We start from the raw sequence: 12,258 nt of genomic DNA, 5'->3' as shown, positions 1-12,258 counted from the left end.
TGCCGCCCCAGCCGCTGCGGCTCCGAGCCCCGCTCCAGCGATGCCGCCGATTTCGAAGGTCTCCGTTTCGACAGGCTCTGGCGCGCCGGTCAAAGTTGATCAGGGCGGCGCCGGCCCCAGCGATGACCTCACGCGCATCCGCGGCCTTGATGTCGTCATGCAGAAGCGGCTCAAGGAACTCGGCATCCGCCGTTTCCAGGAGCTGGCAGCGCTGACGGCCGCCGACGTCAAGGGCCTCAACGAGACGCTTGGCCTCAAGGGCCGCATCGAGCAGGAGAACTGGCTTGGCCAGGCGCAGATCCTGGCCACCGGCCGGGAGACCTATTATTCGCGCCGTGTCGACCGCGGCTTGCCGGTGCCGGAGTTTACCGCGCCGGCGGCGCTCGCCCCCGCGGCTACCGCGCAGCCGGCGTCGGCGCCCAGGCCCGCCGAGCCAGGCACGCTGCCGAGAAGCTCTGCACCACGCGGACCAAGCGATGACCTCAAACGTATCCGCGGCATCGGCGTTCTCATCGAGAAGAAGCTGAACGAGCTCGGCATCCGCCACTTCCAGGAGCTGGCGACGCTCAACGCCACGGATGTTGCGACATTGAGCGATCGGCTGGGCATTCCCGGCCGCATCGAGCAGGAGAATTGGCTCGGTCAGGCGCAGATCCTGGCGACGGGCGGTGAGACCTACTACTCGCGACGGCTCGGTCGCGACGTACCCATACCGGCGGCGCCCGAACCGCAGCCGACGGCCGATGTCGGCTATTTGCGTTCGGTGCGCTCCGAGGCCTTGCTCAGCCCCGATGCTCCTCGGTCGCCGCGCGCGCGGGGGGAGACGGACGATCTGAAGCGCATCCGCGGTATCGGCATCCTGATCGAAAAGAAGCTCAATTCGCTCGGCATCACGTACTACGAGCAGGTCGCCAACTGGACGGGCGCCGATATCGAGCGCATCAGCCGCATCCTCGACTTCAAGGGCCGGATCGAGCGCGAGAACTGGATCGAGCAGGCGCGCATCCTGGCAACTGGCGGGCAGACCGAGTTCTCCCGGCGCAGCGACACATAGGGCGTCAGGGCGCTGCCTTGGCTTTGCCGGCGCCAGAGCGTGTGCACGGAGCGTCATCCGCTTGTAGTCTCCAGTCGGTCCTGAGCGTCGCAACCTCAAGAGTGACCCGATGCCGGTCGACTCGGTGTTCACATTCGCCGACGACGAGGAGCGCGAGATCTGCGCCTTCCTGCGCGATCCCGCGACCTACGGCTCGGGCGATTTGCCCGTCGACGTCGTCGAGACGCACATCGCCCGCGTGTTTCTCGTCGGCGAGGACGCCTACAAGCTGAGGAAGCGCGTGCATCTGCGCTTCGTGGACTTCTCCACGCTGCACGCGCGCCATGCCGCCGCCGTGCGCGAGATGGAGATCAATCGACCGCATGCGCCCAATATCTATCTCGGCTTGGTCCCCATCGTGCGCGCCGACGGGCGCCTGCAGCTTGGCGGCCGCGGCGAGATCGTCGAATGGGCGGTGCACATGCGCCGCTTCCCGCAGGAGGCTGTGCTCAGTCACCGCGAGGAGCAGGGGCCTATCCCTGAAGATCTCGCCAAGGCGCTCGCCGACATGGTCGCGCGCTATCACCAGGACAGTCCGATCGCGGAAGCGTGCGACGGCGCGCACATCATGGCGCCGGTCGTCGATCAGCTATCGGGCGCGCTGGCTTACGGGCACGCCGATGTCAGCACGCGCCTCGTCGCCGCCTTCGAGCGGATCAAGCCGCTGCTCGGCGAGCGCGGCAATGCCGGCTGCGTGCGCCGCTGCCACGGCGACTTGCATCTTGGCAACATCGTGCTCGTCGACAATCTGCCGGTTCCCTTTGATGCGCTGGAATTCAGCGAGGCGCTAGCCACCATCGACGTGCTGTACGACCTCGCTTTCCTGCTCATGGACCTCGATGCGCGCGGCGACCGCCAGGCAGCGAACGTCGTGCTCAACGCCTATGTCGCCTTCGGGCCGGTCGGCGGCGAGATCGAGGGCCTCGCCTGTCTGCCGCTCTTCCTGGCCTGCCGCGCCGGTGTGCGCGCCGTGGTGGCGATGGCGCGCAGCGAGCAGCTCGCTGCCGAGGAGCAGATTTCGCTGCGCGGTGAAATCCGCCGTAACGCAGAGCTCGCTGGCACCTATCTGGCGCCGCCGCCCCCACTGCTGATCGCCATCGGCGGTCTTTCGGGCACCGGCAAGTCGACGCTCGCCGCACTGCTCGCCGCGCACGTCGGCCCAGCTCCCGGCGCGCTGCACGTGCGCAGCGACGTAGAGCGCAAGCGCCTGTTTGGGGTGCCGGAAACCCAACGCCTCGACCGCCAGCACTACCGCATTGGCACGGCGCAGCGCGTCTACAGCATCGTCGAGGACAAAGCGCGGCGCGCGCTCGCGGCCGGCCATGCAGCCATTGTCGACGCAGTCTTCGCCAAGCAGGACGAGCGCGAAACGGTGGAGGCGATCGCGCGCGAGGCGGGTTGCGCATTCGTCGGTCTGTGGCTGGAGGCGCCGGCCGCGACGTTGATCTCGCGCGTTGAGCACCGCCGCGGCGACGCTTCCGACGCCGACCGTCGCGTCGTGCACGAGCAGCTCGGCTACGACCTCGGCGCCATCGCCTGGCACCATGTCGACGCGTCCGGCTCGCCCGAGCACAGCCTCGAGGAGGCTCGCCGTACGCTCGCGGCCGCAGGTGTCGTCATGCGGGACTGAAGGGGCGGCGCCTTACCAGCGGCCGTTGACCGCGTTGCTCAGGCTCAAGGGATCGCTATCTGGCTTGTGCCGCTTGCGCGCGTGCTTCCTGCGCGCTGGCGTCGCCGGCTGCGTAACCGCTCCCGCCGCCTCATCGGGGCTGGCTACGGGCGTGCTGGCCGTCGCATGCGTGCCGCCGGCGTGCACGCGCTCGCGGGCTTCCGGCGCCAGCGGCGTCACTTGCGGCTCGCTCTGCGCTTCGAGGTTCGAAGCCGCGATGGCGGCGTAGAACGGAACCAGCTTGGGCTTTTCGGCCGCTGCCGCCTCACCCTTCTTCGGACCGGCCTTCTTCGCCTCGGCCGTCAGGCGTTTCGCCTCCAGCTCGGCCGTCAGCGCCGGTAGTGGCTCGAAGACGGACTTGGAGCGCAGATGCACGACCTTGTAGCCGCGCTTTTTCAGCTCGGTGAGGATGGTGGGCAGCGCGGCAGCGGTAGAAGCCTTGATGTCGTGGAACAGCACCATGCCGCCATTCTGCCGCTCGACCTGGTCAAGCGTGCGCGCGGCGAGCCGTTGCGGGCTGCCGATGTAGCTGTCGTTGGAGACCACGTCGACGGTGAAGGCGGCGATGCCGCGCTTTTGCAGGTGGGCGAGCAGGGGGCCTGAATCGCTCAGCCCCGGAAAGCGGAAGAAAGGCGCGATCGGCTGCCCGGCGGCGAGCGCTACGGCGGCGAAGCCACGCTCGATCTGATCCTCGGCTTTGGCGAGCGAAAGCGCGCGCAGGTTCAAGGGGTGAGACCAGGTATGCGTGCCCATGGTGTGGCCGCGACCCATCACCTCCCTGACCATGTCGGGATAGGCTTGGGCCATCTGCCCGACAGAGAAGAACGTCGCTTTGGTGCAGAACTTGTCGAGCGCGTCGAGAATGGGCTTGGTGTACTTCGGCAAGGGACCGTCGTCGAAGGTCAGCACCACTTCCTTCGGTTCGAGGAAACGCGGCTCCTTCTCGTATTTTGTGAAGCCGCCGAACAGCGGCCCCGTCTTGGCGTCGATCTCAACGATGCGTGACACGCCGAGCGCGCCTTGCGGGTTGGGACAAGCCTCCTCTGCCAAGGCAGGATCCAGGTACGCGGCGCCAATAAGCGACAGCACTAGAGAAAAGCGACGCATCAAAATGCACCTCGATCGTTCGGCACCTGCGGAATGAAGATTACGCAAACAATTTCGTTTCGACCGCTCATGGCACAAGCCACTGTTTGTACCATGGCACGGTCGCCCGTTTGTTTGTAGCTTCGGTTGTGGCCTGTTGTTGTGCAGGTGCACCGGCGGCTTTGTGCACCGCCCAAGGAAGTCGCTCCGGGTCGCCACTCGATTGCGGCCAGGTCAGCGCGCGCGAGGCGAGGGGATCTTTGGCCGCCATCTTCTGGGCGATGATCTTAGCTGCCTGCGCATCGTACTCGGCCAGCGTTGCCGCAGTCTCCTTCGGCACAATGTGCACCACCTTGAGGCCACGCTTCTTGAGCTCCTCAAGGATGCTGGGCAGCGCGTGTGCGGTGGAGGGCTGGATGTCGTGGAACAGGATGATGCCCTTGCGGCGCCCGGCAAGCTGGGTCAGCACGGTCTTCTCGACCGCCGCGGCATCGCGCGTACGGAAGTCGCGCGAGTCGACGTCGATGGTGAAGCTCGCAACGTTGCGCGTCTTGAGGTAGTCGACCGACGCTGGGCTCGGGCGCAGGTAAGGGAAGCGGAAGAATGGCGCCATGGGCGCCCCCAGGGCCTGAGCCACGGCGCTGAAGCCCAGCTCGATCTCATCCTTGGCTTTATCGGCCGCCAAACCCTGCAACTTGGCGTGCGACCAGGTGTGCGACGCAACCGTATGCCCCTGGCTTGCCACCTCGCGCACCATCGCCGGGTCGGCGACCGCCATGCGGCCGACCATGAAAAACGTCGCCTTGGTGCAGTGCTGGGCCAGCGCCTTCAGCACGGCGCGGGTATAGGGTCGCAATGGCCCATCGTCGAAGGTGAGTACAACCTCGCCGTCGGCGAGGAAGTCGTAGCCGCCGCTGGCGACGCGACCGAACAGCGGCCCGCCCGCCGTGTCGACCTCGACGATGCGCGACAGCCCGAGCTTGTCGGCAGAGGTGGCGCAGGCCTCGACGGGCGGCGCGCCATGTGCCGTTGGCCCGCCGCATAGCAGCAGGCAAACGCACCCGACCACCAACGCCTCAACCCGCCGCATTCGCACAACCGTTCGCTGGACAACAGCAACGCGCGCGTGGCGCATCCACCCCAAACGCCTTAGTAGTCCCGAACCGCTAAGATTTTCTGTAAATCCTTCCCTCTGTCGGACATCTTCTTCCCGTTGTTGCAACCACGCACCAGACTGTACGACCGCTGCTGACGTGCTAAAGCCGATGCATCACGCGCGTGATGCGAGCAAATCATGCCGGGCGGCGGTCTGCGTTGCCCGACGTTCCCGGAGTGCGCCCTTCGATGACCGAGACCGAGGAGATCGCCGCGCGCGAGCGCGGGACGGCGCCGACGGCCGAGCTCGTGCGCGCGGTCGCCGAGGCGCTGGAGGCGAGCGACGCCACCAAGGTGCGCGCTCTGGTCGCCGACGTTAGGGGCCCCGACCTTGCCGACCTCATCGAGCTACTCGAGCCGGAGCAGCGGGTTGGCCTCATCCAGGCGCTGGGGCCGGACTTCGACTTCGAGGTGCTGACCGAGGTCGACGAGAAGGTGCGCGACCAGCTTTCCGAAGCACTGCCCAACGACGTGCTCGCCAAAGCCGTCACCGAACTCGACAGCGACGATGCCGCCTACCTTCTCGGCAGCCTCGAGGAGGACGATCAGAAGGAGATTCTCGCTCAGCTGCCGCAGGGCGAGCGCGCCGCGCTGCAGCGCAACCTGCTCTACCCAGAAGAGACCGCTGGCCGCCTCATGCAGGCGGACTTCGTCGCCGTGCCGCCGTTCTGGACCGTCGGCCAGGTCATCGACTTCGCGCGCGACACCGAGGATCTGCCGGAGACCTTCTCGGAGATCTTTGTCGTTGACCCAGGTTTTCACCTGCTCGGCAGCGTCGACATCTCGCGCCTGCTGCGCACCAAGCGCGACGTTCCCGTCGATAGGATCATGGAGACCGACCGGCACATCGTGCTGGCCACAGCCGACCAGGAGGAGGTCGCGCGCCAGTTCGAGCGCTACGGCCTCATGGCCGCGCCCGTCGTCGACAAGAACGAGCGCCTCGTCGGCGTCGTCACCGTCGACGACGTGGTCGAGGTCATCGAGCAGGAGGCCGACGAGGACGCCAAGCTCCTGGCCGGCGTCGGCGACGAGCGCCTCAGCGACAGCGTGCGCCAGATCGCCCCGCCGCGCTTCTCATGGCTGTCCGTCAATCTGTTCACCGCCATCCTCGCCTCCGCGGTCATCAGCCTGTTCGACGCCACCATCGAAAGCATGGTGGCGCTGGCCGTTCTTATGCCGATCGTTGCCTCGATGGGCGGCAACGCCGGCACGCAGACGATGACGGTCACGGTGCGTGCGCTCGCCACAAAAGAGCTCAATCCGGCGAACATCGTGCGCGTCGTGTTGCGCGAGACGGCGGTCGGGCTGATCAACGGTCTTGCGTTTGCGCTGATCATGGCGCTGATCGCGGTCGCCTGGTTTGGCACCGAGCAGCTCGGATTGGTCATCGGTGCGGCTATGGTGGTCAACCTCTTGGCCGCGGCGCTGGCCGGCATCTTCATTCCGCTGGTGCTCGACCGCATGGGCTTCGACCCCGCCGTCGCCTCGACCGTGTTCGTGACCACGGTCACCGATGTCGTGGGGTTCTTTTCGTTTCTCGGACTGGCGACGCTGTGGTTGAGGTGAAGGGGATCATGAGCAGCGAAAGCGACGTTAAAATCCGCCCGCTGGAGGCCGGCGACCGCGAGGCGTGGGAGGCCCTGTTCAGGGGCTACATCCGGTTTTACGAGGCGAAGGTGCCCGACGATGTGATCGTGCTCACCTGGCAAAGGCTGCTGCAACAGGAGGACGGCTTTCTCGGCCTGGTGGCCGTCGACGCGCAGGATCGGCCCATCGGACTCGCGCACGCGCTGTTCCACCGCTCGACCTGGTCACCGACGACGTACTGCTATCTGGAGGATCTCTATGTCGACCGAGCCACGCGCCGCCACGGCACCGGGCGGGCGCTGATCGAGGCGGTCTACAAGGAAGCCGACATGCGCGGGGCGACGCGCACCTACTGGGCGACGAAAGAGGACAACCGCACCGCGCGCCGCCTCTATGACCGCATCGCTTCTCTGAGCCCCTTCGTGCAGTACCGCCGCTGACGCTGCCTCCATCGTGACGAGCAGAGCTTTCTCAATTAACGTAGCCCTTCGCAGTGTTGAACACGATCGCGTCGGCGAGCTTCTTGGGATCGCGCTCGCCCATCAGGTAGGCATCCAAGAGGCGCAGCGTGATGTCGGCCACCGACAGTTCCATCTCACGCTCGCCCACCTCCACCAGCGCCGCGTTGATAGCGATGCGCAGCGCCTGGAAGTCTTCGCTCGTGATAACCAGCCTCTGCACGGTGCCTCCATCCAGCTGGGCATACGGCCCTCATGCGGGCCCTGAGGAGTGGAGGAAGGATCATGTCGCCCCCGCGCCCGCCGTGCATTGACAAGCCTCAACGAACGCTCCGGGCGGCCGAGGGTTAACAGGGGTTAGGCCGCGCGGCGGCCTAAGGCGTCAGGGCGCGGCTTCGCCGGGGTTCACGGCAACGGGAACCAATCTCCTCCCGGCGAATTCTTCTGCACCAGCTTTGCGTGCGTAACCTTCAACCTGGAGACACGCATGGACAAAGACCGTGACACCCCGCTTCCGCTCGCACCCAGTGCGCTCGGCCTTGTCGCCGGTCCGCGCGAAGCGGGCGAGGAGCTCGAGGAAGGCACCGAGTTCAGGGCCGCTCGCAGCCTCAAGGAGCGCCTGGAGAACTGGGGCTCCGATTAGAGGGCGTCGGTAGCGGCTGGATACCCCATCTGTAGCATCAGCTCGAACCTGATGGGCGCGAGCTCGGCTGCTGCGGCGCCTCGGCTGGCCGCGCCGACTTTTCCTCGGTCAGTTGGCAGACCAGCTCGATCCAACGTTCGGGCAGCGGCTCCCGCGCGATCGGGTCGGTCGTTTCTTTCAACCCCGCCCGCAGCCAGCGAAATGTCGCCTGTGTTTCTTTGTGCACCAGCCGGCCTCGTCCTCTCTGGGCGCAACGATCGCGGCCCGGCCAGCGTTCCATGCGCTTTGACGCCGTGCGCTTTTGCTCCCGCCCGACAAATGGCGACCTGCTCGCGCAACCGCCCGATGCTCCTCCCCGCCGTCATCCTCGCATCCTCGGCCTCATGCTGGAAGCACGCCTCCGGCATGACCCGAGGACCCAGCCGTCAGCTGCTTCGTGGCTCACAGTTTGCCGTGAGGGTCGCCTCGTCTCTTTAGCCTCTCCCCGGTTAGCCTCTCCCCGGCGGGGAGAGGCCGCTCGCGCATGCTCCAATGCGCGAGCGGGTGAGGGGGAGATTCAACTGCCGTCGGCGCAGCCGGGGGCACGCGTTCGCAAACTCGCGGGAGCGCGGGCGCCAAACGACTGCCATCCTGGTAACAATCCAGCAGCCTTGTCATGACGAAGCCGTGCTCCGCAAAGCCGCGTTCATCGACACTGAACGCGCGGCAGTTCGGTTTGGCCACAAGCAGGTCGGGCGCGAATGACGCGTAGGCCGCCGAAAATGAGCAAGAGTCAGCGCGAGAGCCGGCCACTACAATGCTTGACACTCCGCCCGGCTGAGCCAAAGTTGATGATGTGACGGCCGTCGCTTCCGGCCAGGCGCGCATCGGAAATGGAAATCCGAGTTGCCCGCCCCCCGGCAGTACCGTTGGTTTCGAGGACGGCTATCGCAAGGGTAAACAACGGAAGGAGGCTGAATGACTCCACCGGGAAGTCACCTTCGACCTCGCGCTGATGCGGGGTCACGGCTCAGATAGCGAGCTGCAGCAGTTGGCCACGCCTTCTGGGCCGCACACAGCAAAATCTGACAGACTTCGTGCGAGGGCGGGATCTGGGCCCGGATCACAGAGCCTCGCCTCATGAGCCCGGCTCTGCTGGGCAGGTCATAGATGACAGGAGCCCCGTTGAAGCGAGCAGCTCGGCGGGGCTTGATTTTTCCGATGGGGCGTTAGCCGCCATGGCAAGAAAAAAGATCCATGGCTGAATTTGTGAAGGTGGCAAGCACCAATGAGATTGCACCGGGCCAGTGCCTGCTGGTGACCGTGAAGGGCACAGACATTGCCCTGTTCAACGTCGACGGCAACTTCTTCGCTCTCAGCAACGCTTGTACGCACGAGGAGGGGCCATTGGCCGAGGGAGAAATCTCGGGCCACGAAGTGATCTGCCCGTGGCATGGCGCTAGGTTCGACATCAGGACGGGAGAGGTTCTCGGGCCCCCGGCGTATGATGCCGTTACGTGTTACGAGGTGCGCGTGAGCGGACGCGACATCGAGGTCGCGGTCTAGCGACGGCTAATGAACGCGACAGGTCGGGGACAACCTCGCGACAGCGGCATCAACTGTCGGCTGAGGACGGAAAACATCTCGGCGCCTTCCACTCAGGGCCAAGAACAAAAGTAGCAAAAGCTCTCCTGCGGACGTGGAGGATACGAAACACTTTCGGCATCAGGAACCGCTGTCCTCACCACCAGTTATAGCCAAAGCCGGCACGGGGCACCGCTGCTGTGCGCTCCCCGCCGGAATGGAGGGCCCCATGAGAGAATCTGACCAACGCGGTCCAAAAAACCCGCAGGCACTTTTGGGCCAACCACTTCTCGAGATGCAGCGCCCAACGCTCGAGGCCGTGGCCGAGGTGAGCGGGAAGTTATACGAAGGCATTGCGGCGATGAATAAGGAGTGGACCTCATTCATCAATCGGCGTCTCAAGGAGGACCTGGGGATGCCCGAGCAGCTTGCCGCTTGTGCCACGACCGAGGAGATGTTCCGCACCTGTGCCGACTACGTCCGGACAGCGTGGACGGACTATCAATCCGGTCTCGAACAAATGAGCCGGCTCAACAGCTCTCTCGCGCAACAGACACTGTCGGCGCTGCAATCGCACGTGAACCGCGCCGTCACGAGAGGCTCAGGAGACGGCCGGCGTGACGATGCCTAGTCGAGCCTTTAGGCAAATCACACCGGCAGACGCGTGGTTGCCTGGGCGAGAAGCAGGCGTTGCATGACGCGGATGCTTGCCTCCATCATCAGCATGGCAAGCTCGTCTTGCTCCGTCTCGAGGGCGAGAGCGCGGATGGCGTCCGCGTAAGCAGCCGCCGTCGAGGTGCCGAATGGGTTATCGGGATGCTCGCTATCGTAGGCGAGCGCTTTGACCTGCATGAGAGCCGCGAGCTCGATAGTTTCGGCTGTGATCCTTGCCGCGTGAGTGCTCGACTTAGGCATGTCCAACCCCGCTCGGTTCGCCGTGGTGAATAATGCGCAAGTGTAGCCCTTCCTGCCTCAGCGCTATCGGCCGCCCGCGAAACGCTTGTGGATAGGGACACTTCAGCCGTCTCACCGGCGAGCAGCGACGGCATTGAGCAGAGACAAATGCTCAAGCGCGTCAGTTGCGGTTGGATTTGGGCAGCGAGCCGTGTGCGGCGGGCCGCAGGTCTTGGCGAAGGCGCGCGCCAATCGGAGCGTGGCAAAGGGGCTAAGGTGACGCTTAGCTCGAAGGCGCGTCGAGGCGCCTCGTCAGGTTCTCGAACTCCTGGCGCAGCTCCTCGTTCTTGAAGATCTGGTCGAAGGTCGGCGCCTCGAGCTTCTGGATGGCTTCGAAGGAGGCGGCGCTGTCGCGCATCAGGTTCTTCAACTGGAAGCTCGCCTCTACCGTCTCGTAGGTGTTGTCGGCGATGCGCAAGTCGTGCACGGCGCGCGTCCTCGCCTTGGCGATCTGCTCGCGCTGGCCCTGCAGGTAGCGGCGGTAGCCCCTGGCCGCCTCGGCAGCCACCTTCTGCGCGTCGCGGTTGGCTTCGAGTGCGCGCTTCTGATCGGGCCGGTTCTCGGCCTGCAATAGCCGCGCCGTCTTGGCCTGCGCCGCCGCGATGTCCTTGATGATGGCGTCGAGCTTCGGCATGTAGTTGGTGTCGATCTTCTCGATGGCCGAGCCCTGCGCGTGCACCAGCATGGCAAACAGCGCCGCGTGCATGGCGAAGTACTTGCGCGCCGAGTTCATGTTGTCGCCAGCGGCGGAGAGCAGCTTGCCGAGCTGGGTGTCGATCACCTTGGCAGCGTTGAAGGTGGCGACGAGGCGCACGAGATCGCCCGACAGCACGCTGTCGAGCAACAGGTCGACCTGATCGGGGGTGAGCTCGACGCCCGATTTGGCGAGCGCGCCGGCGATCTCGACCTTGGTCTTGGCGATCGCGTCGCGGTTCTTCTCGATGCGCGCTTCCGCATCCTTGATGTTGCCGTCGAGGCTCGAGACCGTGTCGGTGAAGACGCCGGGCAGCATCGCGTCCTTGGGCGCCGTGATCTGCTTCTCCTTCATCGACGCGATGTCGGCCTCGATGTCGCGGATGTTCTGGCGCAGCCCCTCGACCTTCTTCTGCATGTCGACGATCGGCACGTCGGTGACGATGCCGAGCGCCGAATCGAGGAGGGCGCGGATGCGCTGCTCGCGGTCCTCGCGCGTCTCGGTCCACAGCGGCGTCAAGATGAACTCGTCGCGCCCGGGCAGCTTCTGCGCCTCGGTGCGCTGCTCGGCGGCCTCGCGCAGGATGGAATCGACGGCGAGCATCAGCTGGCGCGCCTGCTCGTAGGCCTGCTCACCCTCGCGCGGATCTTTGGGGACAACAGGAGCGGCGGGCGCGGTTGCGGGAGCGGGCGGGCCGACGAGCGGCTTTGCTGCCGTCGCCGGAGAGGTCGTCTCGGCCACCTTTTCGACTTTCGCCGCGCGCGCCGACTTGTCGATCAGCTCGGCGATGGCGTCGCGCTGGGCGCTCTGGGCATGTAGCGAAAGGGTCGAAACAGAAAGCGCGGCGAGGGCGAGCGCGGCGCTGGGCCAACGAGCGTCGGCGGACATGGCAAATGCCTCCAAGCAATGGGCCGCACTGGGGGGCAGAATTCGGGCTATTCGATGGTTCCGCCTTCAGCCGTTCACCTTGGCGGCGGCAAGCACAACGAGCTCCATCAGACGCTCGTCGACCTGGCGGGCGTCCGTCAGTACGAGCATGTGGGAGAGCGCCTCGCCCTTGCCAAGGCCGCCGCCCGCCTGGCCTTTCTTGAGGGCGTCGTCGAACGGGTGGTCGGGAAGCGCCAGGTGCAGGCGCAGCTCCTTGGCCGTGATGGCGAGCACGGCGAACGGCGCCGGGGCGCCGATGGCGACGGAGCTTTCGCGAACGGCGAAGGCGGCGGCGGGGCTCACCGCCTTGATCTTGGCCAGCACGTGCTGGGCCAGCGGGCGATACGCCTTGGCCTTGGCGAGCACCGCCTCGAGCTCGCCGGCAGCCGGTCCAGGTGGGGCAGGTGGGGGTGCGGGCGCAGCGGGCGG

The 12,258-nt window shown here is 65.9% G+C and carries 13 protein-coding genes and 1 pseudogene; 7 read left to right on the top strand and 7 right to left on the bottom strand.

Going from position 1 to position 12,258, the window contains the following annotated elements:
- Positions 1–1,054 (top strand): annotated as a pseudogene (locus F9K20_RS20835) (hypothetical protein); the annotation flags it as partial.
- 109 nt (positions 1,055–1,163) lie between these two features.
- Positions 1,164–2,723 (top strand): bifunctional aminoglycoside phosphotransferase/ATP-binding protein, encoded by a 1,560-nt coding sequence (locus F9K20_RS20830; RefSeq protein ID WP_291006615.1) that lies wholly within the window; start codon positions 1,164–1,166, stop codon positions 2,721–2,723.
- A 12-nt stretch (positions 2,724–2,735) separates the two neighbouring features.
- On the opposite strand, the gene F9K20_RS20825 is transcribed toward F9K20_RS20830, so the two are convergent.
- Together F9K20_RS20825 and F9K20_RS20820 are read right to left on the bottom strand one after the other, a co-directional pair.
- Positions 2,736–3,869 (bottom strand): polysaccharide deacetylase family protein, encoded by a 1,134-nt coding sequence (locus tag F9K20_RS20825; protein ID WP_291006613.1) that lies wholly within the window; start codon positions 3,867–3,869, stop codon positions 2,736–2,738.
- Between the two features lie 67 nt (positions 3,870–3,936).
- A complete protein-coding gene (locus tag F9K20_RS20820) occupies positions 3,937–4,938 on the bottom strand; it encodes a polysaccharide deacetylase family protein (protein ID WP_291006612.1) in 1,002 nt (333 codons plus the stop codon).
- Between the two features lie 254 nt (positions 4,939–5,192).
- On the opposite strand from F9K20_RS20820, the gene mgtE reads away from it, so the two are divergent.
- Positions 5,193–6,569 (top strand): magnesium transporter, encoded by a 1,377-nt coding sequence (gene mgtE, locus F9K20_RS20815; protein WP_291006610.1) that lies wholly within the window; start codon positions 5,193–5,195, stop codon positions 6,567–6,569.
- Positions 6,570–6,577: 8 nt separating this feature from the next.
- Positions 6,578–7,030, top strand: a complete 453-nt coding sequence (locus tag F9K20_RS20810) for a GNAT family N-acetyltransferase (protein WP_291006608.1) — start codon at positions 6,578–6,580, stop codon at positions 7,028–7,030.
- 31 nt (positions 7,031–7,061) lie between these two features.
- Here F9K20_RS20810 and F9K20_RS20805 read toward each other — a convergent pair whose 3' ends face one another.
- Positions 7,062–7,271 (bottom strand): hypothetical protein, encoded by a 210-nt coding sequence (locus F9K20_RS20805; protein WP_291006606.1) that lies wholly within the window; start codon positions 7,269–7,271, stop codon positions 7,062–7,064.
- A 264-nt stretch (positions 7,272–7,535) separates the two neighbouring features.
- On the opposite strand from F9K20_RS20805, the gene F9K20_RS20800 reads away from it, so the two are divergent.
- A complete protein-coding gene (locus F9K20_RS20800) occupies positions 7,536–7,691 on the top strand; it encodes a hypothetical protein (protein WP_291006602.1) in 156 nt (51 codons plus the stop codon).
- A gap of 37 nt (positions 7,692–7,728) precedes the next feature.
- Here the strand turns inward: F9K20_RS20800 and F9K20_RS20795 are convergent, their stop codons facing one another.
- Positions 7,729–7,971 carry a hypothetical protein gene (locus F9K20_RS20795; protein WP_291006600.1) on the bottom strand — a complete coding sequence of 81 codons (243 nt, stop codon included), beginning with the start codon at positions 7,969–7,971 and terminating at the stop codon, positions 7,729–7,731.
- Positions 7,972–8,927: 956 nt separating this feature from the next.
- Here F9K20_RS20795 and F9K20_RS20790 point away from each other — a divergent pair.
- Together F9K20_RS20790 and F9K20_RS20785 are read left to right on the top strand one after the other, a co-directional pair.
- Positions 8,928–9,236, top strand: coding sequence for a non-heme iron oxygenase ferredoxin subunit (locus F9K20_RS20790; RefSeq protein ID WP_291006599.1), 309 nt, complete (start codon positions 8,928–8,930; stop codon positions 9,234–9,236).
- A 247-nt stretch (positions 9,237–9,483) separates the two neighbouring features.
- Complete coding sequence (locus F9K20_RS20785) at positions 9,484–9,885, top strand: phasin family protein (protein ID WP_291006596.1); 402 nt, start codon at positions 9,484–9,486, stop codon at positions 9,883–9,885.
- Between the two features lie 17 nt (positions 9,886–9,902).
- On the opposite strand, the gene F9K20_RS20780 is transcribed toward F9K20_RS20785, so the two are convergent.
- The 3 genes from F9K20_RS20780 to F9K20_RS20770 form a co-directional block, all read right to left on the bottom strand.
- Entirely contained in the window at positions 9,903–10,169 is a 267-nt protein-coding gene (locus F9K20_RS20780; protein ID WP_291006593.1) for a hypothetical protein, read from the bottom strand.
- A 262-nt stretch (positions 10,170–10,431) separates the two neighbouring features.
- On the bottom strand, positions 10,432–11,790 hold the full coding sequence (locus tag F9K20_RS20775) for a hypothetical protein (RefSeq protein WP_291006590.1): 1,359 nt from the start codon (positions 11,788–11,790) through the stop codon (positions 10,432–10,434).
- Positions 11,791–11,856: 66 nt separating this feature from the next.
- Positions 11,857–12,258 (bottom strand): DUF5655 domain-containing protein (locus F9K20_RS20770; RefSeq protein ID WP_291006587.1); only part of this gene is annotated, 402 nt, incomplete at its 5' end.

The organism is Hyphomicrobium sp. (assembly GCF_009026145.1).
Lineage (GTDB): Bacteria > Pseudomonadota > Alphaproteobacteria > Rhizobiales > Hyphomicrobiaceae > Hyphomicrobium_A.
This window is presented reverse-complemented; position numbering and strand designations above follow the sequence as displayed.